Origin of the sequence: Salipiger bermudensis, assembly GCF_019801965.1 — a bacterium.
Classification (GTDB): domain Bacteria; phylum Pseudomonadota; class Alphaproteobacteria; order Rhodobacterales; family Rhodobacteraceae; genus Salipiger; species Salipiger bermudensis_A.
In genome coordinates, this window is sequence record NZ_JAHVIA010000003.1 from 125,534 (window position 1) to 150,574 (window position 25,041).

Annotated in this window: 27 protein-coding genes and 1 pseudogene; 13 read left to right on the forward strand and 15 right to left on the reverse strand. The window is 69.5% G+C overall.

Going from position 1 to position 25,041, the window contains the following annotated elements:
* The first annotated feature begins 52 nt into the window (after nt 1-52).
* The 4 genes from KUV62_RS07545 to KUV62_RS07560 are packed head-to-tail and all read left to right on the forward strand — an operon-like array spanning nt 53 to nt 6,751.
* Nucleotides 53-1,054, forward strand: a complete 1,002-nt coding sequence (locus KUV62_RS07545) for an AAA family ATPase (RefSeq protein ID WP_222603082.1) — start codon at nt 53-55, stop codon at nt 1,052-1,054.
* The gene (locus tag KUV62_RS07550) at nt 1,051-1,929 is read left to right on the forward strand and encodes a DUF58 domain-containing protein (RefSeq protein WP_222603083.1); all 879 of its coding nucleotides are present in this window, start codon (nt 1,051-1,053) and stop codon (nt 1,927-1,929) included. The genes KUV62_RS07545 and KUV62_RS07550 overlap by 4 nt, the downstream gene beginning before the upstream one ends.
* A complete protein-coding gene (locus KUV62_RS07555; RefSeq protein WP_222603084.1) occupies nt 1,926-4,715 on the forward strand; it encodes a DUF4159 domain-containing protein in 2,790 nt (929 codons plus the stop codon). The genes KUV62_RS07550 and KUV62_RS07555 overlap by 4 nt, the downstream gene beginning before the upstream one ends.
* Nucleotides 4,712-6,751 (forward strand): hypothetical protein, encoded by a 2,040-nt coding sequence (locus tag KUV62_RS07560; protein WP_222603085.1) that lies wholly within the window; start codon nt 4,712-4,714, stop codon nt 6,749-6,751. The genes KUV62_RS07555 and KUV62_RS07560 overlap by 4 nt, the downstream gene beginning before the upstream one ends.
* Before the next feature lie 38 nt (nt 6,752-6,789).
* On the opposite strand, the gene KUV62_RS07565 is transcribed toward KUV62_RS07560, so the two are convergent.
* The 4 genes from KUV62_RS07565 to KUV62_RS07580 all read right to left on the reverse strand — a co-directional run bounded on the left by KUV62_RS07565 (nt 6,790) and on the right by KUV62_RS07580 (nt 10,066).
* The gene (locus tag KUV62_RS07565) at nt 6,790-7,137 is read right to left on the reverse strand and encodes a hypothetical protein (protein ID WP_222603086.1); all 348 of its coding nucleotides are present in this window, start codon (nt 7,135-7,137) and stop codon (nt 6,790-6,792) included.
* Between the two features lie 61 nt (nt 7,138-7,198).
* Nucleotides 7,199-8,029: a C40 family peptidase gene (locus KUV62_RS07570; RefSeq protein ID WP_222603087.1), complete on the reverse strand. Its 831-nt coding sequence runs from the start codon at nt 8,027-8,029 to the stop codon at nt 7,199-7,201.
* Nucleotides 8,026-9,408: a leucyl aminopeptidase family protein gene (locus KUV62_RS07575; protein ID WP_222603088.1), complete on the reverse strand. Its 1,383-nt coding sequence runs from the start codon at nt 9,406-9,408 to the stop codon at nt 8,026-8,028. Before KUV62_RS07575 ends, KUV62_RS07570 begins: the two co-directional genes overlap by 4 nt.
* Before the next feature lie 265 nt (nt 9,409-9,673).
* The gene (locus KUV62_RS07580; RefSeq protein WP_222603089.1) at nt 9,674-10,066 is read right to left on the reverse strand and encodes a hypothetical protein; all 393 of its coding nucleotides are present in this window, start codon (nt 10,064-10,066) and stop codon (nt 9,674-9,676) included.
* Nucleotides 10,067-10,204: 138 nt separating this feature from the next.
* Between KUV62_RS07580 and KUV62_RS07585 the strand changes: the two genes are divergently transcribed.
* The gene (locus tag KUV62_RS07585; protein ID WP_007795044.1) at nt 10,205-10,852 is read left to right on the forward strand and encodes a carbonic anhydrase; all 648 of its coding nucleotides are present in this window, start codon (nt 10,205-10,207) and stop codon (nt 10,850-10,852) included.
* A 7-nt stretch (nt 10,853-10,859) separates the two neighbouring features.
* Here the strand turns inward: KUV62_RS07585 and KUV62_RS07590 are convergent, their stop codons facing one another.
* The gene (locus KUV62_RS07590; RefSeq protein ID WP_222603090.1) at nt 10,860-11,183 is read right to left on the reverse strand and encodes a hypothetical protein; all 324 of its coding nucleotides are present in this window, start codon (nt 11,181-11,183) and stop codon (nt 10,860-10,862) included.
* 138 nt (nt 11,184-11,321) lie between these two features.
* On the opposite strand from KUV62_RS07590, the gene KUV62_RS07595 reads away from it, so the two are divergent.
* Nucleotides 11,322-11,822: a relaxase/mobilization nuclease domain-containing protein gene (locus KUV62_RS07595; protein WP_222603091.1), complete on the forward strand. Its 501-nt coding sequence runs from the start codon at nt 11,322-11,324 to the stop codon at nt 11,820-11,822.
* On the opposite strand, the gene KUV62_RS07600 is transcribed toward KUV62_RS07595, so the two are convergent.
* Both KUV62_RS07600 and KUV62_RS07605 read right to left on the reverse strand, forming a co-directional pair.
* Entirely contained in the window at nt 11,797-12,030 is a 234-nt protein-coding gene (locus KUV62_RS07600) for a hypothetical protein (protein ID WP_222603092.1), read from the reverse strand. The genes KUV62_RS07595 and KUV62_RS07600 overlap by 26 nt on opposite strands.
* Before the next feature lie 243 nt (nt 12,031-12,273).
* Nucleotides 12,274-13,296 (reverse strand): aspartate-semialdehyde dehydrogenase, encoded by a 1,023-nt coding sequence (locus KUV62_RS07605; RefSeq protein ID WP_222603093.1) that lies wholly within the window; start codon nt 13,294-13,296, stop codon nt 12,274-12,276.
* 416 nt (nt 13,297-13,712) lie between these two features.
* Here KUV62_RS07605 and KUV62_RS07610 point away from each other — a divergent pair, with 416 nt between their 5' ends.
* Nucleotides 13,713-15,590 carry a polysaccharide biosynthesis protein gene (locus KUV62_RS07610; protein WP_222603094.1) on the forward strand — a complete coding sequence of 626 codons (1,878 nt, stop codon included), beginning with the start codon at nt 13,713-13,715 and terminating at the stop codon, nt 15,588-15,590.
* 89 nt (nt 15,591-15,679) lie between these two features.
* Here the strand turns inward: KUV62_RS07610 and KUV62_RS07615 are convergent, their stop codons facing one another.
* A complete protein-coding gene (locus KUV62_RS07615) occupies nt 15,680-16,522 on the reverse strand; it encodes an LOG family protein (protein ID WP_222603095.1) in 843 nt (280 codons plus the stop codon).
* Nucleotides 16,523-16,599: 77 nt separating this feature from the next.
* Between KUV62_RS07615 and KUV62_RS07620 the strand changes: the two genes are divergently transcribed.
* Nucleotides 16,600-17,517 carry a threonine/serine dehydratase gene (locus KUV62_RS07620; RefSeq protein WP_222603096.1) on the forward strand — a complete coding sequence of 306 codons (918 nt, stop codon included), beginning with the start codon at nt 16,600-16,602 and terminating at the stop codon, nt 17,515-17,517.
* A gap of 4 nt (nt 17,518-17,521) precedes the next feature.
* Here KUV62_RS07620 and cobS read toward each other — a convergent pair whose 3' ends face one another.
* Genes cobS through cobU form a run of 3 tightly spaced genes read right to left on the reverse strand, consistent with a single transcriptional unit; the run spans nt 17,522 to nt 19,787 of the window.
* Complete coding sequence (gene cobS / locus KUV62_RS07625; RefSeq protein WP_222603097.1) at nt 17,522-18,271, reverse strand: adenosylcobinamide-GDP ribazoletransferase; 750 nt, start codon at nt 18,269-18,271, stop codon at nt 17,522-17,524.
* Nucleotides 18,268-19,278, reverse strand: coding sequence for a nicotinate-nucleotide--dimethylbenzimidazole phosphoribosyltransferase (gene cobT, locus KUV62_RS07630; RefSeq protein ID WP_222603098.1), 1,011 nt, complete (start codon nt 19,276-19,278; stop codon nt 18,268-18,270). Before cobT ends, cobS begins: the two co-directional genes overlap by 4 nt.
* 2 nt (nt 19,279-19,280) lie before the next feature.
* Nucleotides 19,281-19,787, reverse strand: a complete 507-nt coding sequence (cobU, locus tag KUV62_RS07635; RefSeq protein WP_222603442.1) for a bifunctional adenosylcobinamide kinase/adenosylcobinamide-phosphate guanylyltransferase — start codon at nt 19,785-19,787, stop codon at nt 19,281-19,283.
* Between the two features lie 43 nt (nt 19,788-19,830).
* Between cobU and KUV62_RS07640 the strand changes: the two genes are divergently transcribed.
* Entirely contained in the window at nt 19,831-20,421 is a 591-nt protein-coding gene (locus KUV62_RS07640; RefSeq protein WP_222603099.1) for a histidine phosphatase family protein, read from the forward strand.
* Nucleotides 20,418-21,347, forward strand: a pseudogene (cbiB, locus tag KUV62_RS07645) (adenosylcobinamide-phosphate synthase CbiB); the annotation flags it as partial. The gene KUV62_RS07640 and the pseudogene cbiB, both read left to right, overlap by 4 nt.
* A 9-nt stretch (nt 21,348-21,356) precedes the next feature.
* On the opposite strand, the gene KUV62_RS07650 reads toward cbiB, so the two are convergent.
* The gene (locus KUV62_RS07650; RefSeq protein WP_222603443.1) at nt 21,357-22,073 is read right to left on the reverse strand and encodes a response regulator; all 717 of its coding nucleotides are present in this window, start codon (nt 22,071-22,073) and stop codon (nt 21,357-21,359) included.
* Nucleotides 22,074-22,203: 130 nt separating this feature from the next.
* Here KUV62_RS07650 and mce point away from each other — a divergent pair, with 130 nt between their 5' ends.
* Nucleotides 22,204-22,608, forward strand: coding sequence for a methylmalonyl-CoA epimerase (gene mce / locus KUV62_RS07655; protein ID WP_222603100.1), 405 nt, complete (start codon nt 22,204-22,206; stop codon nt 22,606-22,608).
* 30 nt (nt 22,609-22,638) lie between these two features.
* On the forward strand, nt 22,639-22,926 hold the full coding sequence (locus KUV62_RS07660; protein WP_222603101.1) for a DUF1467 family protein: 288 nt from the start codon (nt 22,639-22,641) through the stop codon (nt 22,924-22,926).
* Between the two features lie 115 nt (nt 22,927-23,041).
* On the opposite strand, the gene KUV62_RS07665 is transcribed toward KUV62_RS07660, so the two are convergent.
* Both KUV62_RS07665 and KUV62_RS07670 read right to left on the reverse strand, forming a co-directional pair.
* Complete coding sequence (locus KUV62_RS07665) at nt 23,042-23,746, reverse strand: EI24 domain-containing protein (protein ID WP_222603102.1); 705 nt, start codon at nt 23,744-23,746, stop codon at nt 23,042-23,044.
* Nucleotides 23,743-24,321, reverse strand: a complete 579-nt coding sequence (locus tag KUV62_RS07670) for a nitroreductase (RefSeq protein WP_222603103.1) — start codon at nt 24,319-24,321, stop codon at nt 23,743-23,745. The genes KUV62_RS07665 and KUV62_RS07670 overlap by 4 nt, the downstream gene beginning before the upstream one ends.
* Nucleotides 24,322-24,444: 123 nt before the next feature.
* Here KUV62_RS07670 and KUV62_RS07675 point away from each other — a divergent pair, with 123 nt between their 5' ends.
* Complete coding sequence (locus KUV62_RS07675) at nt 24,445-24,702, forward strand: DUF167 domain-containing protein (protein ID WP_222603104.1); 258 nt, start codon at nt 24,445-24,447, stop codon at nt 24,700-24,702.
* Between the two features lie 3 nt (nt 24,703-24,705).
* On the opposite strand, the gene KUV62_RS07680 is transcribed toward KUV62_RS07675, so the two are convergent.
* Nucleotides 24,706-24,960 carry a hypothetical protein gene (locus tag KUV62_RS07680; protein ID WP_222603105.1) on the reverse strand — a complete coding sequence of 85 codons (255 nt, stop codon included), beginning with the start codon at nt 24,958-24,960 and terminating at the stop codon, nt 24,706-24,708.
* Between the last annotated feature and the right edge of the window lie 81 nt (nt 24,961-25,041).

A 25,041-nucleotide genomic window follows, 5' to 3' on the forward strand; every position in this document is an offset into this window, starting at 1 on the left:
AAGCCCGGGATAGAGTTGACTCGTAAACAGGGTATTTCAAGGGAGTCAGCGCATGGCCGAGGATCTGGTCGCGGAGATCGAAGCGCTCGAGGAGAAGCTGGCCGAAGCCAAGCGCGCCATCAACAGCCGCTTCATCGGGCAGGAACGGGTGGTCGACCTGACGCTGGCCTCGCTGCTCTGCGGTGGCCACGCGCTGCTGATCGGCCTGCCCGGCCTCGGCAAGACCCGCCTCGTCGAGACGCTGTCGACGGTGATGGGGCTCAACGGCAACCGCATCCAGTTCACCCCCGACCTGATGCCCGCCGACATCCTCGGCTCCGAGGTACTCGAGACCGGCAGCGACGGCTCGCGCGCTTTCAAGTTCATCCCCGGCCCGATCTTCTGCCAGCTGCTGATGGCCGACGAGATCAACCGCGCCTCGCCGCGCACCCAGTCGGCGCTGCTGCAGGCGATGCAGGAAAAGGTGGTGACCGTGGCCGGTGAGACCCGCCCGCTCGAGCTGCCCTTCCACGTTCTGGCAACGCAGAACCCGATCGAGCAGGAGGGCACCTACCCGCTGCCCGAGGCCCAGCTCGACCGTTTCCTCGTGCAGATCGACGTCGCCTATCCCGACCGCAAGACCGAGAAGGACATCCTGCTCGCCACCACCGGCACCGAGGATGCGCAGGCACACCAGGTCTTCGATCCCGCGAGCCTGATGGCGGCGCAGACCCTGCTGCGCCGGATGCCGGTGGGCGATGCCGTGGTCGAGATGATCCTCGACCTGGTGCGCGCCTTCCGCCCCAACGATCCCGCCGCCTCCGAGCGGGTGCGCGAAACCGTGGCCTGGGGGCCCGGCCCGCGGGCCGCGCAGGCGCTGATGATGACGGTGCGCGCCCGTGCCCTGCTCGAGGGCCGGCTGGCGCCCTCGCCTGCCGACGTGATCGACATGGCGCGGCCGGTGCTGGTGCACCGCATGGCGCTGACCTTCTCGGCCCGCGCGCGCGGCGAGGATCTCGGCGCCATCATCGACGACATCGCGGGCGGGCTCACCCGCACCGAGGCCGCGGCTTGAGCGACAGCGTCACCTACCTCCGCCGCGACGCGCAGCAGGAAGCCAGCCGCTTTCCGGCGCTGCTGGCCCGCGCCGAGCATCTCGCCGGCACCGTGCTCCTGGGCGAGCACGGCCGCCGCCGCGCCGGCATGGGCGACGATTTCTGGCAATACCGCCCGCTGCGCTCGGGCGACAGCTACCGCAACATCGACTGGCGCCGCTCCGGCCGCGGCGATGAGCAGTTCGTGCGCGAGCGCGAATGGCAGATTGCCCAGAGCGTGCAACTCTGGGTCGATCACGGCGCCTCGATGCGCTTCACCTCGGACCAGAACCTGCCGCAGAAAGGCGACCGCGCCCGGCTCGTGGCATTGGCCACCGCGATCCTGCTGATCCGCGGCGGCGAGCGGGTGGGCTTCACCGGCTGGCAGCTGCCGCCGCGCAATGGCGACGTGCAGGTGCTGCGGCTGGCCGAGGCGCTCTCGACCGACAGCACTGAGGATTATTCCGAGCCCGAGGCGCGTGGCATGATCCCGCATTCCAGGGCGATGTTCGTGTCGGATTTCCTCGGTGATCTGGCTCCCGTCGAGGCGGCGCTCACCAAGGCCGCCGACCGCGGCGTGCGCGGCGTGCTCCTACAGGTGCTCGACCCGACCGAGGAGAGCTTTCCCTTCAAGGGGCGCACGATCTTCGAGAGCGTCGGCGGCAGCGTGGCGCATGAGACGCTCAAGGCAGGCGACCTGCGGGCCCGCTATCTCGAGCGGCTGGCGGAGCGCAAGGACCGGCTCGACCGATTGTCGCGGTTAACGGGCTGGCAATACATGTGTCATCATACCTCCGACAGCGCCCAGTCGGCGCTGCTGTGGGTATATCGTGCGATGGACGGAGGCCACGGATGACGATTCTCGGCCCCCTCGGCTTCACCGCGCCCTGGCTGCTGCTCGGGCTGCTGGCTTTGCCGGTCCTGTGGATCATCCTGCGCGCCGTGCCGCCGGCGCCGATCCGTCGGATGTTTCCCGGCGTGGTGCTGCTGCTCGGCCTGAAGGACGAGGAGCAGGTCACCGACCGCACGCCGTGGTGGCTGCTGCTGATGCGGATGCTGGCGGTGGCGGCGGTGATCATCGGGCTCGCCGGCCCGGTACTGAATCCGCAGGAACAGAGCGGCGCCGAGGCCGGGTCGGGCCCACTTCTGGTGGTGATGGATGCGAGCTGGTCCAGCGCCTCGGACTGGCGCCAGCGGCAGGACGCGCTCGACACGCTGCTCGCCCGCGCCGAGCGTGAGGCGCGGCCCGTCGCGCTGTTGCGCCTGACCGCGCCGGAGGCGCCGCAGTTCCAGGCCGCGGGCGTGCTGCAATCGCGCCTGACCGGCATCCTTCCCGAGCCGTGGCAGCCCGACGCCGAGCGCGTCGAGCGCGCCATAGAGATGCTGCCGGATCAGGATTTCGACAGCTACTGGATGTCCGACGGGCTGGCCCGCGACAGCCGCGCGCCGCTGCTGGAAGCGCTGGAGGGGCACGGCGAGGTGACCGTTTTCGAGAGTCCCCGCGCCCATTACACGCTCGCGCCTGCCCGGTTCGAGGATGGCCATGTGCTGCTGAGCCTGCACCGGCTGCGCCCCGGCCCGGAAGCCGAGGTCACCATCGCCGGCCACGGGCTCGACCCGGCGGGCAACCCGGCGGTTCTGGTGCGCAACCCGGTGATCTTCGAGCAGGCGGCGACCTCCGCCGAGCTGGAGCTGAACCTGCCCGCCGAGCTGCGCGCCCGCATCACCCGTTTCGAGATCGAGGGCGCCCGCAGCGCCGGAGCGGTGACCCTGCCCGATGACAGCCTGCGCCGCCGCGAGGTGGCGCTGATCGCCGGCAACGAGAACCGCGAGGGGCTGGAGCTGCTCTCGCCGCTGCACTTCCTCGACCGCGCGCTCGAGCCCACCGCCGACCTGCTCGACGGCACGCTCGAAGAGGTGCTGCCCGCCAACCCCGATGTGATCGTGCTGGCCGATGTCGCAACCCTCTCTCCGGGCGAGCAATCCGGGGTGCTGGGGTGGCTCGAGTCCGGCGGCACGCTGCTGCGTTTCGCCGGGCCGCGCCTTGCCGCCAGCGACGTGAGCCGCAGCGAGGAAGATCCGCTGATGCCGGTGCGCCTGCGCGCCGGGGGTCGAAGCGTCGGCGGCGCGATGAGCTGGGGCGAGCCGAAATCGCTGGCCCCTTTCGGCGAGGAGAGCCCGTTCTTCGGCCTCGCGATCCCCGAGGATGTCACCGTGACCTCGCAGGTCATGGCCCAGCCCGACCCGACGCTGGCGGCGCGGGTGATCGCGCAACTGACCGACGGCACGCCGCTGGTGACCCGCAAGCGCGTGGGCCAGGGGCAGGTCGTGCTGTTCCACGTCACCGCCAACGCCGAATGGTCGAGCCTGCCGCTCTCGGGGCTCTTCGTGCAGATGCTCGAACGGCTGGCGGTCTCGTCGATGCCCGCGGCGCCTGCGGCAGAGGATCTGCAGGGCACGATCTGGCAGCCGCTGCGCGTGCTCGATGCCTTCGGCCGCGTGGGGGATGCGGGCAATCTGCCGGGCGTCGAAGGCGAGGTGCTGCTCAGCGCGGCGCTCGGCCCCGATCTCATGCCCGGGCTCTACCAGGGCGAGGACCGCAGCCTCGCGCGCAACGTGGTCGGTGCCGAGAGCGTGTTCGAGCCGGCGGTCTGGCCCGAGCGGATCAGCGTCGAGGGGCTGTCGCGCCCGGCGGAAACGCCGCTCGCCGGCTGGCTTCTCGCCGGCGCCATCGCGCTGCTGCTGGCCGACGTCATCGCCTCCCTGGCCCTCTCGGGCCGCCTCGGCGGCGCCCGGCCCCGCGCCGGGACTGCGGCTATCCTCGCCGCCGTCGCGCTGAGCCTGACGCCCGCCCCCTCCCGCGCGCAGGACAGCACCGCCGGAGACGAGGCCGCCGCCATGCTCGCCGCCTCGGAGGTGACACTGGCGCATGTGCTGACCGGCGACCGCCAGCTCGACGATCTCGCGCAGGCCGGGCTGCGCGGCCTGTCGGAGATCCTGTTCTTCCGGACTTCCGTCGAGCCCGCCGACCCGGTGGGCGTCGATCTCGAGACCGACGAGCTGGCCTTCTTCCCGATGCTCTACTGGCCGGTCACCGCCGCCCAGCCAGTGCCCTCGGACGCCGCCTATGCCAAGCTCAATGATTACCTGCGCTCGGGCGGGATGATCCTCTTCGACACCCGCGATTCCGACGTGGCCGGCTTCGGTGCCTCGAGCGCCGAGGGCCGCAAGCTGCAACAGCTGGCCGCCCCGCTCGACATCCCGCCGCTGGAGCCGATCCCGCAGGACCACGTGCTCACCCGCACCTTCTATCTGCTGCAGGATTTCCCCGGCCGCTACGCCAGTCGCGATGTCTGGGTGGAGGCCGCCGCTCCCGATGCGGAGTTGATCGAGGGCATGCCGTTCCGCAACCTCAATGACAACGTGACCCCGGTGGTGATCGGCGGCAACGACTGGGCCTCCGCCTGGGCGATGGACGAGCGGGGCAACCCTCTGGTGCGCATCGGCTCGGGCTTCGCCGGCGAGCGCCAGCGCGAGATCGCCTATCGCTTCGGTGTCAACCTCGTGATGCACGTGCTCACCGGCAACTACAAATCCGACCAGGTGCACGTGCCCGCGCTGCTCGACAGGCTTGGCCAATGACCGGACAGATCGTTTTCGACCCGCTGCTGCCGTGGGCCGCCATCTACGCGCTTGGCGCCGTGGCGCTCGCGGGCGTGATCCTCGCGCTGTGGCGAGGGCTCAACGGCTGGCCGCTGCGCTTCTTCGCGGGGCTGATCCTCGTCGCGGCGCTGACCCAGCCCTCCTTCCAGGAGGAAGACCGCGCGCCGCTCTCGGATATCGTGCTGATGGTGGTCGACAAGAGCGCCTCGCAGCGCCTGGCCGACCGGCTCAATGTCACCGAAGAGGCCGCCGACACGCTGGAGGCCCGCATCGAGGCGCGGCCCAACACCGAGATCCGCCGCATCGAGCTCGGCGATGGCGAGGGTGACACCGGCACCCAGCTGATGACCGCGCTCTCCACCGCCATGGCCGAGGAACCGCGCGGCCGCATCGCCGGGATCTTCCTGCTCTCGGACGGGCGGCTGCACGATCTCGAGCGCGCGCCCAACCTACCCGCCCCCATGCACCTGCTGATGACCGGCCGCGAGAGCGACTGGGACCGTCGCCTCATCGTGCAGAACGCCCCGGCCTTCGCCATCCTCGGCGAGCCGGTGACGCTGACGCTGCGGGTGCAAGATGACGGCGCCGCCCCGGGTGCCACCGATACCCGGCTCGACATCTCGGTCGACGGCGCCGAGCCGCAGCAGTTCACCGTGCCCATCGGGCAGGATGTCGAGCTGCCGATCGAGCTGCCGCATGGCGGGCTCAACGTCATCCGCTTCTCGACTCCGGAGGCCGAGGGCGAGCTGACCGACCGCAACAACGCCGCGCTGGTCCAGATCAACGGCGTGCGCGACCGGCTGCGCGTGCTGCTGGTCTCAGGCGAGCCGCATGCCGGCGGCCGGACCTGGCGCAACCTGCTGAAATCCGACAGCTCGGTCGATCTCGTGCATTTCACCATCCTGCGCCCGCCCGAGAAGCAGGACGGCGTGCCGGTCACCGAGCTGTCGCTGATCGCATTTCCCACCCGCGAGCTATTTCTCGAGAAGATCGACGATTTCGACCTGATCATCTTCGACCGCTATAAGCGCCGCGGCATCCTGCCGGCGATCTACCTCGACAACGTCCGCAACTACGTCGAGAACGGCGGCGCCGTGCTGGTGGCCGCGGGCCCCGATTTCGCCAGCGCGGACTCGATCTACCGCTCGCCGCTCTCCGAGATCCTACCCGCCGAACCCACCGCCCGCGTCATCGACGAGGGCTACCGCCCGCGCGTCACCGAACTTGGCGAGCGCCATCCAGTCACCGCCGGCATGGGCGATCCGGAAAGCTGGGGCCGCTGGCTACGCCAGATCGAGCTCGACCCGCTCGAGGGCGACGTGGTGATGTCTGGCGTCGACGAGAAGCCGCTTCTGATCCTCGACCGGGTCGGCGAAGGCCGCGTGGCGCTGCTAGGCTCAGATCAGGCCTGGCTCTGGTCGCGCGGCTACGAGGGCGGCGGCCCGCAGCTCGACCTGCTGCGCCGTCTGGCGCATTGGATGATGAAGGAGCCCGAGCTCGAGGAAGAGGCGCTCTGGGCCGAGGCCAATGGCCAGACCATGCGCATCATCCGCCGCTCGCTGGGCGAGGGCGTGGGCGCCGTCACCGTGACCCGCCCCGACGGCGAGACCGAGGAGGTGACGCTCTCGGAGGTCTCCCCCGGCCGGTTCGAGGCACTTTACGAGGGGCCGGAAATCGGGCTCTACCGCCTGAGCGAGGGAGACGAAGAGGCGGTGATCGGCCTCGGCCCCGCTGCCCCGCGCGAGTTCGAGCAGACCATCGCCAGCGGCGACGCGCTGGAGCCGGTGATCGACACCATGCGCGGCGGCGTGATGCCGCTCGAGGACGGTCTGCCGAGCATCCGCGCGGTCAGTGCCGGGCGCCCCGCCGCCGGGCGCGGCTGGATCGGCCTCACCCCGCGCGAAGCCTACGAGACGATGGACGTGCGCCAGATCCCGCTGCTGCCAGCTTGGCTGACGCTGCTCCTGGCCTCGGGTTTCATCATCGGCGCCTGGCTGCGCGAAGGGCGGCGGTAAGCGCCGCTCTTTCGCCTTCAACGGGAAGAGCCGGTCTGTCAGGGCAGGTCGTGGACGGTGCGCTCCTCGCTCCACCCATCGACAAGGCAACGCGCGCGGAGAAAGACCCGCTCCGTACCTTCCGGGATCGACACGCCCGAGAGCGACCGGGTAAAGGGCTGCTCGGTCTCGTGCGGATGCGCCAGCACGCGGGTGCCGAGCACGGTGCCGTCCTCCATCTCCACCCGCCAGCCATCGGCATAATGCTCCCAGCCGCTATCAGGATGCGCGATGGTGACCGAGATGCGCCAGTTCTCGCCCTGGCGCGCGGCCTCGGTGGCAACGATCTCGGGCGGGTCGGCCAGCGCCGGCGCGGCGAGAAGCAGGAGGGGCAGGAGCGGTTTCATTGGGCCAGTCTACACCGGCTTGGCCCGAGCGGTGCATCACATCTGGTCGAGAGGCCCGCGCTCAGCCCAACCGCGCGTGCCGGGTCACCGGGCCATCGCCCTGCGCCTCGATCCGCGCCACCGCCTCCGCGAGCCCCTCATAGGCCACGGCCATGTGGTAAGCATTGGCGTGCAGGATGGTCTCCGGATCCGACACCCAGGCGACATGGCCCTTCCAGAACAGCAAGTCGCCGCGCATGGGCGTCGTGCCCGGCGCCAGCGTCTCGCCCAGCGCCTTCTCCTGCAGGTCGCTGTCGCCCGGGCAAGCGATGCCGCAGGCCGAGAGCCCGGCCTGAACCAGCCCCGAACAGTCGATGCCGAAGGCCGAATTGCCACCCCAGAGATAGGGCGTCCCGAGATAGCGCGCCGCTTCGGCGACCGGGTCGCCCGCCAGCGCATCGGTGAGATGCATCGTCGGCACCCAGCCAAGCTCGGTCTCGCAGAACCGCCCCTCGCGCCCCGTCACCACCAGAGACGAGAGCTGCGACAGGGCGCTGGTCTCGCGGCTCTTGAAGTCGGGCGCGGGGTAGACATGGGTGTGCCGCGCCGCGACGCGGTGGGTCGGGGTGCCTCGTGCTGCCGCCGGGCGCAGCGCCTCGGCCGGCACCCAGCCGGCATAGCCCGCGCCGGGCGCGAGGCCGAAGCCCAGGCCGTCGCGGGTCTCGAGCAGCTCGAACGCGTCGCCGTAGCGCAGCTGCCGCTCGCGCCGACCGCCGGGGCGGGCCACGAGATCGACCACCGGCTCGCAGACATAGGAGGCCACAGGATCGACCGGCACCAGCTCGGGGAACTCCGTCGCGAGCCTGCGGGCGACGACCCGGTCATTGGCGGCGGTCAGGCGCCGGTCGCTCACAGGCCCAGCACCTCCGGCAGCGCGGCGAGGATGGCGCGCGGGCCCTGCCCGACGCCGCCCTTGGGCCGCGCCGGCAGCGGCGACGGGTTCCAGGCGTAGATGTCGAAATGAGCGTAACGCGGGCTATCGGTCACGAAGCGGCGCAGGAAGAGGGCGGCGGTGATCGAGCCCGCCATGCCGCCCGCCGGCGCGTTGTCGAGATCGGCGATGCCGGGCTCGATCTTGGCCTCGTAGGGCTCCCAGAACGGCATCCGCCAGAGCGGGTCGGCCTGCGCCGTACCACTGCTGGAAAGCGCCGCGGCCAGCGGCTCGTCATCGGTGTAGAATGGCGCGAGGTCGGGCCCGACCGCGACCCGCGCGGCGCCGGTCAGGGTGGCCATGGAGACGATGAGGTCGGGCGTTTCCTCGTCGGCCAGCGCCAGCGCGTCGGCCAGGACCAGCCGGCCCTCGGCGTCGGTGTTGTTGATCTCGACGGTGAGGCCCTTGCGCGAGCTCAGGATGTCCTGCGGGCGGAAGGCATCGCCCGCGACCGAGTTCTCGACCGCCGGGATCAGCACGCGCAGGCGCAGCGGCAGCTCCAGCGCCATGATGGCGCGGGCGAGGCCGAGCACGTTGGCGGCGCCGCCCATGTCCTTCTTCATCAGCCCCATCGAGCTGCCGGGCTTGAGGTTGAGCCCGCCGGTGTCGAAGCAGACGCCCTTGCCGACCAGCGTCAGCGTCGGGCCGCTCTCGCCCCAGCGCATGTCGATCAGGCGCGGCGCGCGCGGGCTGGCCCGGCCCACCGCGTGGATCATCGGGAAGCCCTGCTCGAGCGCGGCCCCGGTGGTCACCTCGATCTGCGCGGAGAACTCGCCGGCCAGCGCGCGCGCGGCCTCCTCCAGCTCCTGCGGGCCCATGTCGGAGGCGGGCGTGTTCACCAGATCGCGGGTCAGCGCCTCGGCGCTGGCGAGGATCTCGATGCGCGCGGCGTCGATGCCCTCCGGCGCCACGAGCTGCGCGCCGGAGGCGGGGCTGCCGGCATAGCGGGTGAAGCGGTAGGACGCGAGCAGCCAGCCGAGCGCTTCCTCGGCGGCGGTCTCGTCCGGCAGACCGCTGGCGATGCGGTACGTGCCGGTGCCGAGCTTCGCCACCACGGCGGCCAGAGCGAAGCGGCCCCGGCGGCGGGCGGCGGCGGTGCCGTAGCCCGCCAGCGCCGCGGCGGGGGCGCCATCCTCACCGGGCAGGATCAGCGCCTCGCCGATGGCGCCGGAGAAGCCGCTCGCCGTGACCCAGCCACGCCACGCCTCTGGCTGCCCCTTGAGCCAGTCCGAGAGGGCGTCGGCCTCGATCAGGTGAAGCGGCAGGGCCGGGGTCGAGGGATCGGCGAAACGGAACGGCATGGGAGAGGCCTTTCTAGGAGGGACGTCAGTTGGCGCGAGCCTAGCGCAGCCCGCCGGACCTGCAAGGCCCTCCACACGCGGCAGAGATCCGGGCGGCGGCGCGATCGCACAGGGATCATCCCCCGTGCGGCAGCCAACGGGGACGGGCGCCACCCAAGCCGCCAGGGCGGATGTCGAGGGGTCTGCTCACCCTAGAGAGCCGCCCGCAAACCCAAGATGGATCAGGCGAGAGCAGCGCGCTCAGCCGTGCACTCAGCCAGCGCCCTCAGATCGTGAGGTCCTGCAGATCCCAGATCGCGTAGAGCGAGCGCTCTCCGACCCGCGCCATGCGCGCCAGCACCGCTGCCAGCGCCACCGCATCGGCACTGTCGATACAGAGCGCCACGCTCTCCGCAACGCGGCGCAGGACGGTCATGCCGATCTCGTCGGCCAGGGTGGCGAGGGCGCCGGCGCAGCTGCGCAACTCGGCGCGATCTCCGGTCTCGTAAAGGCGCGCGGCCTGTCCGAGGCGGAAGGCCAGCTCCTCCATCGCGCGGCAGACGAGATCCTCGCCCCGCTGCGCGCCGAAGCGTTCGTAAAGCTGCGCGAGCCGCGCGGGATCGACCAATGCCGGTTCCGCCAGCGTCAGTCTTGCGACCTGGTCCACAGCGGCCTCCATGCGTCACCTCCCCCACGGCGGAGGGGGATAGCGGCACGGAGTTCCCAAAAGGTTAGGCCAAGCCGATTTATTCTCTCGAATTCCGGAAGAATTCCGCGTATTGCCAAGCCCGGTGCGTGACCCGAACAGGAGGACGACATGCAGGACGCCAAGCCGCTTCCGCAATATCTCGTGCAGCGTTTCCATGGCTGGAAGGCGACGAGCTATGCCGAGAACCACGCCTGGTTCAAACGACTGGCCTCGGAGGGCCAGCATCCCCGCGCCATGATCATCTCCTGCTGCGACAGCCGGGTGCACGTGACCTCGATTTTCGGGGCCGATACCGGCGAGTTCTTCATCCACCGCAACATCGCCAACCTGGTGCCGCCCTACGAGCCCGATGGCGACCACCACGGCACCTCGGCCACAGTGGAATACGCGGTGACCGCGCTTAAGGTGGCGCATGTCATCGTCATGGGCCACTCGAGCTGCGGCGGCGTGAAGGGTTGCCTCGACATGTGCTCGGGCCGGGCCCCGGCGCTGGAGGAGAAATCCAGCTTCGTCGGCCGCTGGATGGACATCCTGCGCCCCGGTTACGAGAAGGTGAAGGATCTGCCCGAGGACAAGGTCTCGAAGGCGCTGGAGCACCAGGCGGTGCTGACCTCGCTCGAGAACCTGATGACCTTCCCCTTCGTGCGCGAGGCGGTGGAGAACGAAGAGCTGACCCTGCACGGTCTCTGGCACGAGATCGGCAAGGGCAGCATCGAGGTCTTCGATCCCAAGCTGGGCCGCTTCGAGGAAATCTGAGCCGGGCTCAGGCGTGCAGTTCGGCCGAGCACCCGTCTCGGCTGAGCCGCAGCGCCGGGCGCCCGAGGCGCGCCGCGAGCACCGAGAGCGGCATGCCGAGGCCGCGGCCGGTGCTGAGCGGGCGGCCGGTCTCGGTCTGCACGATCACCATGCGACCGCTGCGGAAGGTCAGGGCATAGCCCTTGCGGGCCAGGGCGCCGGCGAGGCCGGGCCAGTCGGTCGCGGCTTCCAGGATCGGCAGCAGTATCTGCCGGAGCAGGGCCGCGGTTTCGCTGTCGAGCTGGGGGGTCAGGGGGGCTGCGCCGACGGTGGCGCGGAACTCGTTACGCATCTGTCATCTCCTTGCCAGTTTGATGAAAATGCGACTCGAATTGGCCCGAATTATGGCAACAAGTTGCCGCTGGGGAAACAGAGCGTTCTGCGGATTTTGTAACCTACTGTTAACCTTGATCGCGCAAGGCTTACGGGCATGCGAGACGAGATTTTCACCCTGAAACTGAGCGCACCGCTGTATCAGGCGGCACAGCGGCTCGCGCGCGAGCGTGATGAGACGATCGGTCGGGTGATCCGAGATGCGCTTGCGGCGGAGATCCGGCGCGAGAGCCATCCTGCGAAGACGCTCAATCGGGCGGATGAGCAGCTCCTTGGCCCCTTGCAGGCCCTCCTCGCCGCGGATCTCGCCAGCGCCAGCGGCTGGGCCGATCTCGACCGCCGGCTGCGCGCCAAGGGCTATGCGTTCTACGAAGCCGGTGGCGGCCTCGCCCTGCACGCCCATCCCGGCGGACAGCGCCTGTGCAAGGCCTCCGAGCTTGGGCACAGCTACAGCGCCCTGATGCGGCGCTTCGGGCGCCCGTTCCCGGGCCATGCCCATGTGCAGCTGGCCCGCGCCGCACTCGGGCCCGCATGGGAGGAGGCCGATCCCGACCTGATCGAACCGTTCGAAGTCAGTCCAGGCGGCGGGGGAAACTGACGCGCCCCGCCGCCCCGGAGAGGGCGAGAGAGAAAGCGGGCGTGCGAGGCGCGGGGATCGCCGGTCGGCAGGCAAGGCCGAGCCAGCGGAAGATCCGGACACAGGCGCGGCGCGCCGGGCGGCTGCGCCGGCGGCACAGGCTCAGGCTGCGAGCGGTCAGCGCTTCGATGCGACGGTCACGGGCGAGTGCGAGAAAATCGGTGGTCATGGCCGGGCTCCTGCTTGGATCAGTTGCCGTTCTGGCGCAATGCACGGCGGGGTCTCCGCCTCGCCCCCTGTCTAGCGCGGCGCCGCCGCCCGTTGCCAGCGTCCCGAGGGCTAGGGCCTAGTGGCAACCGCATGGGCGCCCTATCCGTTCGGACAGGCCGATCCCGAGACGGCGCCGCGGCCCGAAACGAAAACGGGGCCCGCGCGGGCCCCGTCTCGATCAGCTTTCGGGTGCATGCCCGTCTCAGCCCTTCTTGAGCACCTTCTGGCCCAGAACCTCGGCGATCTGAACCGCATTCAGAGCCGCGCCCTTGCGCAGGTTGTCCGACACGCACCAGAAGTTCAGGCCGTTGTCGATCGTCGAGTCCTGACGGATGCGGCTGATGAAGGTGGCGAAATCACCGACGCATTCGACCGGCGTGACGTAGCCCCCGTCCTCGCGCTTGTCGACGACCATGATGCCCGGCGCCTCGCGCAGGATGTCGCGGGCCTCGTCCTCGTCGAGGAAATCCTCGGTCTCGATGTTGATCGACTCGGCGTGGCCGACGAAGACCGGCACCCGCACGCAGGTCGCCGTGACCTTAATCGACGGGTCGACAATCTTCTTGGTCTCGGCGACCATCTTCCACTCTTCCTTGGTCGAGCCGTCTTCCATGAAGACGTCGATATGCGGGATGACGTTGAAGGCGATCTGCTTGGGGTATTTCTTCGGCGGCACCTCGGTCACCGGGTTGTAGACCGCCTTGGTCTGATCCCAGAGCTCGTCCATGCCTTCCTTGCCCGAGCCCGAGACCGACTGGTAGGTCGAGACCACGACGCGCTTGATCTTGGCGCGGTCATGCAGCGGCTTGAGCGCCACGACCATCTGCGCCGTCGAGCAGTTCGGGTTGGCGATGATGTTCTTCTTGGCATAGCCCAGCACCGCGTCGGCGTTCACTTCCGGAACCACCAGCGGAACGTCGGGGTCGTAGCGGTAGAGCGACGAGTTGTCGATCACCACGCAGCCGGCGGCGGCAGCCTTCGGCGCGTATTCCTTCGTCGCATCCGAGCCGATGGCAAAAAGTGCGATGTCCCAGCCGGTGAAGTCGAACGTGGCGAGATCCTGGGTCTTGAGTGTCTTGTCGCCGAAGCTCACTTCGGTGCCGAGCGAGCGGCGCGATGCCAGCACCGCGATCTCGTCCACCGGGAACTCGCGCTCGGCGAGGATGTTCAGCATTTCACGGCCCACGTTGCCCGTGGCGCCAGCGACAACGACCTTATAGCCCATCTGGCTCTCCTTCGTTTGCAATTCGCGTGCACGCGGCTGCCGCGGCACGTCGGATTGGCGCGCGTGATACCTCAAGGGACCTGTCAGCGAAAGGGGGCTTGGCGCGGGCCAAGTGTTAAAGATCCGTTTAGATCGGTGCCCCAGAGCTCACCCCCGGCGTGAAACGCCCGTTCCGGAGGCGGCCGCCATTTTTCCCGGCAAAGCTGCGCAACAGATCGGTGAAATCTCGCCAATTCTCGCAGGCGCAGCAAATCCTTCCTTGTCTATTCAATGGGCAATCGCGTAAACGGGATCAAGATTTGATGACGAGTTAGGCACAAAATGGGGCCGCCCGGTAGCTTCCGGAAACAAATTGCGACCCATACTGTTTTGGACCCACTCGCTGAGCGAACTGTGTTCGTGAAGGACGGAAAGACATGCTCTACAAGATCGTCACCAGTTTGACGCGAGCGCAAAAACAACTCCTATTCCTGTTCATGGACGCGGCCGCAATCGGGATTGCCTTCTTCGCGGCGCTTCTGCTCAACGCAGCGGTGAATCACGATCTTCCGTCGCTCTACAGCTTCGTTCCCCTGACCGGCGCGCTCGTTGCCGTTGGCAGCGCGGCGTCCTGGTGGGTCGGCCTGCCGCTCTTCACACTCAATGCCTACGATATCCGCGGCGTCACCCGCACCGCCGGCTTCGCCGCGATCTGCGGCGTGCTCGGCGCCGGGCTGAACGGCTATCTCGCCCCGGCCCTGTCGATGGCGGTCTATGTCAATTTCGCCCTGCTGCTGCTCGTGCTCTGCGCCACCTGGCGCATCGTGCTGCGGCAACTCCTGATCGAGATCTACCGCCGCGGCCAGACCCGCATGCGGGTGCTGATCTATGGTGCGGGCCAGACCGGCCAGCAGCTCGTGGCCGCGCTGCGCCACGACCGCGCGGTCGAGCCGGTCGCCTTCGTCGACGACAACCCGACGCTGCAGAGCAAGCTCGTCGGCGGGTTGCGCGTCCATGCCGCCTCCGCGATCGGCGACATCATCACTCGCAAGCAGATCGACCGTGTGGTGCTCGCGATGCCGTCGATTAGCCAGCCCCAGCTGGCGCGCATCGCCCATCGCCTGCGTCAGATCGGCTGCGAAGTGCACGCCCTGCCCTCCTTTGCCGAGCTGGTCGGCGAGGGCGAGCTGCGCAAGCGCGTCGCCCCGGTGTCGCTCGACGACCTGCTCGGCCGCAACCGGCTCGAGCACGAGCTTCCGGGCGTCAGCCACGCCTATAGCGGCCGCCGCATCCTGGTGACCGGCGCCGGCGGCTCGATCGGCTCCGAACTCTGCCGCCAGCTCATCGCCTGCAAGCCCGATTGCGTGGTGCTCGTCGATCACGCCGAGCTCAGCCTCTACAACATCGACAAGGAGCTGCGCGATCTCGCCTCCGGGATGACGATCGTGCCGGTCCTGGGCTCGGTGCTGAACGAGACCCTGATGGCGGATCTGATGCGCGAGCACGAGATCGAGGTGGTGCTGCACGCCGCCGCCTACAAGCACCTGCCGCTGGTCGAATGCAACGTCCTGTCGGGCCTCGACAACAACGTCATCGGCACCAAGGTTCTGGCCGAGGCGGCGCGCGACGCGGGCGTCGAGCGCTTTATCCTCGTCTCCTCCGACAAGGCCGTGCGCCCGACCAACGTGATGGGCGCCTCCAAGCGCCTGGCCGAGCTGATCATCCAGGATCTCGCCACCCGCAGCAGCAGCACCCGCTTCTCGATGGTGCGCTTCGGCAACGTTCTCGGCTCCTCGGGCTCGGTGATCCCGCTGTTCGAAGAACAGATCGCCCGCGGCGGCCCGGTCACCCTGACCGACGCAAAGGTGACGCGCTACTTCATGACAATCTCCGAAGCCGCACGGCTGGTGCTGCTGGCGGGCTCCTTCGCCCGCGGCGGCGATGTCTTCGTTCTCGATATGGGCGACCCGGTGCCGATCCGCAAGCTGGCCCGTCAGATGATCGAAGGCGCCGGCTATACCGTGCGCTCGCCGGCCAACCCGGATGGCGATATCGAGATCAAGGTGACCGGCCTGCGCAAGGGCGAGAAGCTGCACGAAGAGCTGCTGATCTCCTCCGACATGCTGACCACTCCGCATCACAAGATCATGCGCGCGCAGGAGAGCTACCTGTCCGAGATCGAGATCGCCACCGCGCTCAAGGATCTGCGCCACGCCATCGCGACGCTCGACGAAGAGCTGGCGCGGGCGATCATCGCGCGCTGGGTGGAGCGCCACGAAGAGCCCGAAAGCGCCGAGGAAAAGCAGCGCGTCTGAGCGCGTCAGCCTTGCCCGCCACCGAGGCCGGGAGCGAAAACGAAACGGGAGGCCATTGGCCTCCCGTCTGCGTTTGCACGGGCCCCTGTTCAGCGGCCGGGAATATCATCGCGCGCCGGCGCGGGATCCCATTCCTCGATGATCGCCGCCGCCTCCTCGGCGGTCTCGACGAAGCGGAACAGGTCGAGATCCTCCGGGCTGATGGTGCCCGCGTCCTCGAGCGCCTCCCAGTTGATGATCTTCTCCCAGAATGCTCGGCCGAAGAGCAGGAACGGCACCCGCTTCATGCGCCCGGTCTGGATCAGCGTGAGTGACTCGAACATCTCGTCGAGCGTGCCGAAGCCGCCGGGGAACACGCAGATCGCCCGCGCCCGCATCAGGAAGTGCATCTTGCGGATCGCGAAGTAATGGAAGTTGAAGCACAGGTCCGGGGTCACGAATTCGTTCGGGGCCTGCTCATGCGGCAGCACGATGTTGAGCCCGATCGACACGCCGCCGACCTCCTGCGCGCCCAAGTTTCCCGCCTCCATCACGCCGGGCCCGCCGCCGGTGGCGACGACGAATTCGCGGTTGCCCGAGGCGATCGATTTCTCGGTCATCTTCTGCGCGAAGAGCCGCGCCTCCTCGTAGAAATGCGAGAGGTCGGCCAGCGTCTGCGTGCGCGCCCCGCCCTTCTCGGCCGGCGACGGGATCCGCGCCCCGCCGAACAGCACCACGGTCGAGGCGATCTCATGCTCGTCCATCAGCAGCTGCGGCTTCAGAAGTTCCAGCTGCAGCCGCACCGGGCGCAGCTCTTCGCGGCAAAGAAAGCCCTCGTCTGCAAAGGCCAGCCGATAGGACGGCGCACGGGTCTGCGGCGTATCGGGGATGTCCTCGGCGGTCTTCCGGTCGCGCCCGGCGTCGCGGAAGATGGAATGGCGTTCGTCGTTCATGCTCTGGGGTATCCTTGTCCTGCCATCAGACTGACTATAGCGTGCCGATCTGCCGCGACACTATCGGAAGACCGGAAATGGACTGGAAACACGAAATCTCGAGCGCCGCCGCCCGCATCAAAGGCCACGCTCAGATCACCCCCGTCATGACGACCGACGCGCTTTGGCAGCGCCCGGTCGAGCTCAAGCTCGAACAGCTCCAGCACACCGGCAGCTTCAAGGCGCGCGGCGCCTTCAACACGCTGCTCTCCGAGCCGGTGCCGGAGGCGGGCGTCGTCGCGGCCTCGGGCGGCAATCACGGCGCGGCGGTGGCCTACGCGGCCACGCGGCTCGGCCACAGGGCGCAGATCTTCGTGCCCGAGATGGCCGGCCCGGCCAAGATCGCGCTGATCGAGCGCACCGGCGCGGCGCTGACAGTGGTGCCCGGCGAATACGCCAACGCGCTCGAGGCGGCCCGCGCCTACGAGGCGGAGACCGGCGCGATGCAGGTCCACGCCTATGACGCCCCCGGCACGGTGGCAGGGCAAGGCACCTTGATGCGCGAATGGGAGGCGCAGGGGCTCGAGGCCGACACGGTGCTGATCGCCGTCGGCGGCGGCGGGCTGATCGCCGGGTCGCTGGCTTGGCTTCAGGGCGCGCGCAAGGTCGTGGCGGTCGAGCCGGAGACATCCTGCGCCCTGCACGCGGCCCTCGAGGCCGGGGCGCCTGTCGATGTGCAGGTCTCGGGCGTTGCCGCCAACGCGCTTGGCGCCCGCCAGGTGGGCAGCATCTGCCATGATCTGTCGCAGGCGCATCTCGGCGCCTCGGTGCTTGTTCCGGACGATGCAATCACCGAGGCCCAGACGGCGCTGTGGCAATCCCACCGCCTGCTGGTCGAGCCTGCGGGCGCCACCGCGCTCGCGGCGCTGCGCGCGGGCGCCTACGTTCCGGAGCCGGGGGAGCGGGTGGCGGTCCTGGTCTGCGGCGGCAACATCGCGCCCGACCCGCTGGGCTGAGCCCTCAGAGCGCGGCGCTCAAGACCACCCAGCCGGCGATCTCGGAGCAGAGCTGCACCGTGCCGAGAACGTCGCCGGTCTGGCCGCCGAGCAAGGCCTTGGCGCGCCGCCCGACGACCCAGGCGGCGGCGGCCATCACCAGCAGCGCCGCCATGCCCGGCACGCCGAGGAAGGGCGCGATCAGCAGCGCCAGCAGGCCGCCGGGGAACCAGCGGATATTGCCCTTGCCGGCGCTGGCAGCGAGATGGCCGAGCCCGTCCTCGCGGGCGGGCGGCAGCCATTCCATCACCATCAGGATCGCCAGCCGGCTGACCACGGCGCAGAGCATCAGCGCCAGTCCGGCCTCAAGCCCGCTCGGAAAGGCCGCAAGCGCCGCCGCCCCGAGGGCGACCGCGAGGATCAGCGCCAAGACGCCGTAGCTGCCGACCCGGCTGTCACGCATGATGGCCAGCCGCTGATCGCGGTCGCGCCCGCCCATGCCGTCGACGAAATCCGCCAGCCCGTCATGGTGCAGCCCGCCAGTGCCCAGCACCAGCGCGATCACCGCCAGCAGCCCGCCCGCCAGAGGCGGCAGGCCCAGCGCCGCGGCGCCGGACAGCACCGCCCAGGCGATCAGCGCCAGCGGGACGCCGACCAGAGGAAAGGCCCAGCGGGCGTGGGTGATTTCCGGCGGCGTCCCCTCGAACTGCCCGACAGGCAGGCGGGTCAGCAGCATCAGCGCCAACCGGATCTCGGGGAGGCGCCGCCGCCTCACCCGTCCGAGACCCCGGCCTCGGCGAAGGTCGCCATGCCATTGTGGCAAGCCAGCGCGCCGCGCAGGATGCCCAGCGCCAGTGCCGCGCCGGAACCTTCGCCCAGCGCCATGCCGAGATCGAGGATCGGGCGCTTGCCCATCGCCTCCGTCATGCCGCGATGGCCGGGCTCGGCGCTGGCATGGCCGATGAGGCAGTGATCGAGCAGCGCGGGCCGGGCCGCGAAGAGCGGCGCCACGGCAGCGGTGCAGATGAACCCATCGAGCAGCACCGGGATGCGCGCCAGCCGCGCCGCGATCACCGCGCCGCAGATCGCCGCCTGCTCGCGGCCGCCGAGCGCGGCGAGGATCTGGAGGCCCTTCGCGCCGTCATGCAGGGCCACGGCGCGGGCCACGACCTCGGCCTTGTGGGCAATCGCCGGCGTGTCCGAGCCGGTGCCGCGCCCAACCCAGTCCTTTGCCTCCCCGCCGAACACCGCATGCGCCAGCGCCGCCGCAACGGTCGAGTTGCCGATGCCCATCTCGCCGAGGATCAGCACATCGGCCTCCGGGTCCACCGCCTCGGCGCCACGGCGCATGGCGTCGAGCGTCTCGGCCTCTGTCATGGCGGGGGCTTGGGTGAAATCGGCGGTCGGGCGGTCGAGATCGAGCGCCACCACGGAGAGCGCCGCGCCGCCCAGGGCGCAGAGCTGGTTGATCGCCGCGCCGCCATGCTCGAAATTGGCCACCATCTGCGCGGTGACCTCCTGCGGGAACGGGTTCACCCCCTGAGCGCAGACGCCGTGGTTGCCGGCGAAGACCAGCGCCTGCGCCCGCTCGATCGCGGGCCGCGCGCGTCCCTGCCAGCCGGCGAGGAACACCGCCAGTTCCTCGAGCCGCCCGAGCGAGCCGGGGGGCTTGGTGAGCTCCATCTGGCGGGCGCGGGCGGCATCGGCGGCGGCAGCGTCGAGGCTCGGAAGCGCAAGCGTTTCGGCGTCTTGCAGCGAGGCAAGCGGCAAGCGGTCGGTCATGTCTATTTCACCTTCATCGGGTAGCCCGCGACGCTGAGCCAGAGCTCGTCGCTGACGGCGGCAATTCTCTGGTTCACCAGCCCCGCCGCGTCGCGGAAGGCGCGGGCCAGCGCGTTCTCGGGCACGATGCCGGCGCCGACCTCGTTGGTGACGAAGACCACCGGGGCGCGCTGCTCCGGCAGGATCGCGGCCAACGCCTCGGCCTCTCCCTGCCAGTCGTGCTCGGCCAGCATCAGGTTCGACAGCCAGAGCGTCAGGCAATCGACCAGCCGGGGCGCATCGCCATCGCTGTCGCGCAGCGCCCGGCAGAGGTCCATCGGCTCGGAGATCGTGTGCCATTCGGGGCCGCGCCGGGCCCGATGGCGGGCGATGCGCTCAGTCATCTCGTCGTCATGCGCCTCGGCGGTGGCGATGTAGATCGCAGGGCTGCCCAGCGCGAGCGTCATGCGCTCGGCCAGCCGGCTCTTGCCCGAGCGCACACCGCCGGTGATGAGGATCGACTTTCCCATAAGCCCGTGACAAAGCAGGTTCCGCGCGATTTGGAAAGCCCGCATGAGACCGCCCGAGACCAACGAGTTGCTGCTGATCCGCCACGCCCCCGCCGACCATGGAGGGCGGCTTTGCGGCCGCACCGACGTGCCGGCGCTGCTGCCGGAAGAGGATGTGATGGCGCCCCTGCGAGGCTGGCTTGCCGGCTGTTCGAGGCTGGTGAGCAGCCCGGCGCAACGCTGCGTGCAGACCGCGGAGGCGCTGTTTCCGAAGCGCGCCGTTGCGGTCGATGAGCGGCTCTGGGAGCAGGATTTCGGAGCCCATGACGGGCTGCGCTTTTCCGAGCTGCCCGATCTCGGAGTAATGGATCGCGAGACATTGGCGGCGCATTGTCCCCCGGGCGGCGAGAGTTTCGCGGCGATGGCCGCGCGGGTCTCGCCCGCGTTGATGGCGCTGGCGCAGGAGGCAAGGGCCGGCGGACCGGTGGCGGTGGTGGCGCATGCGGGCACGGCGCGCGCGGCGCTGGGGCTGGCGCTCGATCTGCCTTCGGCGGGGCTCGGCTTCGAGATCGCGCCGCTCTCCGTCACCCGGCTGCGCTGCCACGCGGACGGGCTCTCGATCATCGCGACCAACTGGGCGGGGCCGGGCGCATGATCTTTGCCGGGATGATGGCGGTGGGCTTCGCGATCGACGCCGCGCTGGGTTGGCCGAAAGCGCTGTTCGCAGTGTTGAAACACCCTGTGGTCTGGCTCGGAGCGCTGATCTCGGCGCTCGAAGGCAGGCTAAACGAGGGGCCGCCCTCCCGACGCCGCGCGATGGGTGGGCTGACGGTGATCCTGGTGCTGAACGCCGCGCTGATCCCGGCGCTGCTGCTGCAGCTTGCGCTGCCGGAGGGGCTCGCGTGGGTGATCCTCGGCGGCGTCCTGGCCTGGCCGCTGCTGGCGGTGCGCTCGATGCACGACCACGTGGCCGCAGTGGCGAAGCCGCTGGCGCGAGGCGATCTCTTCGCCGCGCGGCAGGCGGTGGCGATGATCGTCGGGCGGGATCCGCAAAAGCTCGGGCAGGCGGGCGTGGCCCGCGCCGCGCTCGAGAGCCTGGCCGAGAACAGCTCCGACGGCATCGTCGCGCCGCTGTTCTGGGGCGTGATCGGCGGGCTTCCGGGCATCGCTGCCTACAAGGCGATCAACACGATGGATTCGATGATCGGCCATCGCAACGACCGCTACGAGGATTTCGGCAAGGCGGCGGCGCGGCTCGACGACCTCGTGAACCTCGTCCCTGCGCGGCTCACCGGCTTGCTCTTCGCGCTGGCCTCGGGCCGCCCGGCCCGGGCGATCCGCGTGATGCGGCGCGACGCGCGCCAGCACCGCTCGCCCAATGCCGGCTGGCCCGAGGCGGCGATGGCCGGGGCCCTGCCGGTGCGGCTTTCCGGGCCACGGGTCTATGGCGACGTGATCGCTGACGAGCCCTGGGTCAATGGCGCGGCGCCCGACCCGGACGCGCACGCCCTGAAGCGCGGCCTGGCGCTCTACCGCCGCACGATGCTTCTGACCGCGCTGCTGCTGATCCTCCTTGCCCTTCCATGGCCCCTAGATCGCTACTCGGTCGGCCAGCCTGTCCTGCACCAGCCCGGCGACGCGGGCGATGTCGGCCTTGGTCGGGCGGCCCTCGAATCGGGCCTCGGCCAGCCCCTCGGCGGCGCGCTGCAATACGACATCCCCGGCGCTCACTGCCACGCCGCGCAGGAACTGGGTGACGTAATCGAGCATACGCTCGTCGCCATCATCGCCCAGCACGTCCGCCGCCAGCGCCATATCATCGCGATAGGCCAGCGGATCAGGGCAAATCGGCTCCTCCACCGCCATGCGCATCCCCGAAGGCCGCCGGTCGGCCGGCAGGTGCGAGATGATCTCGGACTGGAAACGCAGCACGCTCTCCACCGGCTTTGCGAGGAAACCATCCGCCCCGGCCGCGAGCGCCACATCCTCGGCGAAGCTGTCACCGCTGGTGCCGAGGATCACCCCCACCCGAGGCAGCGCCGAGACCATCTCCGCGATCAGCTCGGCGCCGCAGCCATCGGGCAGGCCGAGATCGACGATCGCCACACTGGGGCGGTAGACGTTGAGATGGCGACGCGCCGAGAGCAGGCAATCGGCGCGACGAATCCGCGCGCCGCTGCGCAGGCAGAGCAGGCGCATGGCATCGCTGGCGAAGCGGCTGTCTTCGACCACGAGCACCGTCATGCCCAGCAGCGGCCGTGTGGCACTGGGGCGCGGCAGGTGGGGCTGCCCATCCGAGTCGGTCATTCTGATCCTCCATCTGGCACTAAAGTCAGGATTGCCGGTTGCCCCTAACGGAGGGTTAACGCTCGCAGCATCTTGCGAACTCAGCCCCCCGCGGGCGATAACCATCGCGATCTGAGAGAGGAGACCCGCCATGATCGGCCGTCTTAACCATGTCGCCATCGCCGTGCCCGACCTCGAGGCGGCGGCGGAGCAATACCGCAGCACGCTTGGCGCCAAGGTCGGCGCCCCACAGGACGAGCCCGATCACGGCGTCACGGTGATCTTCATCGAGCTGCCCAACACCAAGATCGAGCTGCTCTACCCGCTGGGAGAGAACTCGCCGATCCAGGGGTTCCTCGACAAGAACCCCTCCGGCGGCATTCACCATGTCTGCTACGAGGTCGACGACATCCTCGCCGCCCGCGATCACCTGAAGGAAAGCGGCGCAAGGGTGCTGGGCACCGGCGAGCCGAAGATCGGCGCACATGGCAAGCCGGTGCTGTTCCTGCATCCGAAGGATTTTCAGGGCACGCTGGTGGAACTCGAGCAGGTCTGAGCCTATCTCGGGCCGAAAGGGAGGCTTTCCATGGGATTCACATCCGGGCTCGTGCTCTATGCCGTCATCTGGTTCATGACCTTCCTGGTCGTGATCCCGTTCCGGCTCGAAACCCAGGGCGACCGCGGCGAGGTGGTCGAGGGCACCCACGCCAGCAGCCCCGAGGTCCACAATCTCAAGCGCAAGGCGCTGATCACCACGGTGATCGCGCTGGCGCTCTGGGCGGTGATCGCCGGGGTCATCATCTCGGGCGTCATCACGGTGCGCGAGCTCGACAGCTGGATGTTCAACCGCATGGGCCCCCCCTCCGGACTCTGAGAGGCGTCACGCCGGCCAGAGGCCCCGAGCGCCTTGCGGCGAGACGACCTGTGCGGCGCGCTTTTGGCGCGCCGCTCCGTTTTTCAAAGTCTTTGCAGCGTCAGACCCGAAGGCATCATGCCCGCAGGCGCTTAGCCTCCAGCCGGTGGAACAGGTGGGTGAAGGTGGCCGCGCCGAGGATCGGCACCAGCAGGTTCACCAGCGGGATGGTCAGCGGCACCGCCATCAGCACGCCGGCGATCCAGATCGTCACGAAGTAGCGCTTGCGCAGCTGCGCCGCCCCGTCACGCCCGACCCGGCGGATCGCCGCGAGGGTGAAATATTCCCGTCCCAGCAGGAAGCCGTTCAACCCCCAGAAGATGAACGGCGCCAGCGGCGCGAGGAAGATGTAGAGCACCAGCGCGATGATGTTGGCGCCGATCAGCACGCCCAGGAAGGCCAGCGAATCGCGAATGTTGTCGATCAGCGACAGCTCGTTTGCGGGCCCCAGCGCCGGGTAGTGCCGGTCTTCCACCGCCTGCGCCACGTCGTCGAGGAAGATGCCGGTGATCGCCGAGGCCACCGGCACCATCAGGAACACCGACAAGAGCAGCATCAACGGGATCGCGCCCCAGCTGATGGCGTCGTCGACCCAGGTCACGGTGCCGATCCAGGGCAGCGACACGCTGTCGCCGAGGAACCAGCCCACCACCTGCACGAAGACCACGTAGAAGGCGACGAAGATCGCCACGGTGATGCCGAGCCCCTTGGCCAAGACCGCCTGGAAGCGGCGATCGCCGAGCTGGCCGACGGCGGCGAGGAAGGATGAGGCCGGGATCATTCCGACACCCACGTCGTGATGGCGTCGAGATCCGGGCGCGGGCGCTCAGGCGGGGCCGAGCTCTCGGTGCCGATATGCAGGAAGCCGGCGATGCGCTCCTGCGGTGCGAGGCCCAGCGTGTCTTCGACGAAGGGGCGGTCCTCGGCGATCCAGCCGGAGAGCCAGTTGGCGCCCCAGCCGCTGGCCAGCGCCGCGTTGAGCAGCGCCAGGCACACCGCGCCGGCGGAATAGGTCTGCTCGATCGCCGGCACCTTGGGGCTGTCTTTCGGCGATTCGACGACCGCCACGCAGAGCGGACTGTCGGCAAACTGCGCCCGGGCCTTGTCGGCCTGTGCCGGCTCGAAGCCCAGCGCCGCGCCGCGCCCTGCCGCCGCCGTGGCCAGCCGCTGCAGCGCCGCGCCTTCCAGCACGATGAAGCGCCACGGCTCGAGCTTGCCGTGATCGGGGCTGCGGGCGGCGGCGGTGAGGAGCGGCATCAGCGCCGCGCGGTCGGGGGCCGGGCCGGTCAGCGTCTTGGCCGGGCGCGAGCGGCGGCTCAGCAGGAAGTCCATCGCGGCGGGGTTCGGTGTGGGCATGCGCATCTCCTTGACGGTCCGACCCTATGTCAGGCTTTGGCCCGCGGGATTCAACCGCCCGCGTTGCCCGGGGCGCCCTCGGCTGCTAAGCGAACGCCATCCCGGCGAGGAAGGACGATGCACATGGCCAAGGCCACGCTGGCCCATCTGGCGACCCCCGGCACCACGCTTGAGCTGCGCGTGACACCCAAGGCCTCGCGCAACGAGATCCGGGAGGAGGACGGCCTGCTCAGGGTCTACGTCACCACGGTGCCCGAGGACGGCAAGGCCAATGCCGCAGTGCAGAAGCTGCTGGCCAAGGCGCTCGGCGTGCCGAAATCGCGGCTGGTGCTGGTGCGCGGGGCGACCTCGCGCGACAAGGCGTTCCGGATCGCGGCCTGAGCCTCACTCCTCCTCGTCGCCCTCGCCATCCTCGTCGCGAACGTAGACGCCTTCGGGCAGGTTGATCGCGGCCGCGAGGTCGCGCATCTGGGTCATGGAAAGGGTGATCTTGTTCACCTTGTCGGTGCGCGGATCATACTGCTCGACGGTGACGCATTCCTCGAACCCCATGACGATGACGTCTTCCTGGAGATGGGTGCTGCCCTCGTCGACAAGGGTGACGACCGTGGCGTCGAATTCGTGCTCGATGCTAAACATGGGATCAGCCTAGCCCAGCCGGAATCCGCTGCCTATCCCGAAAAGCCACGGCCCCGAGAGCCGTGACAGCGAGCCACTGGC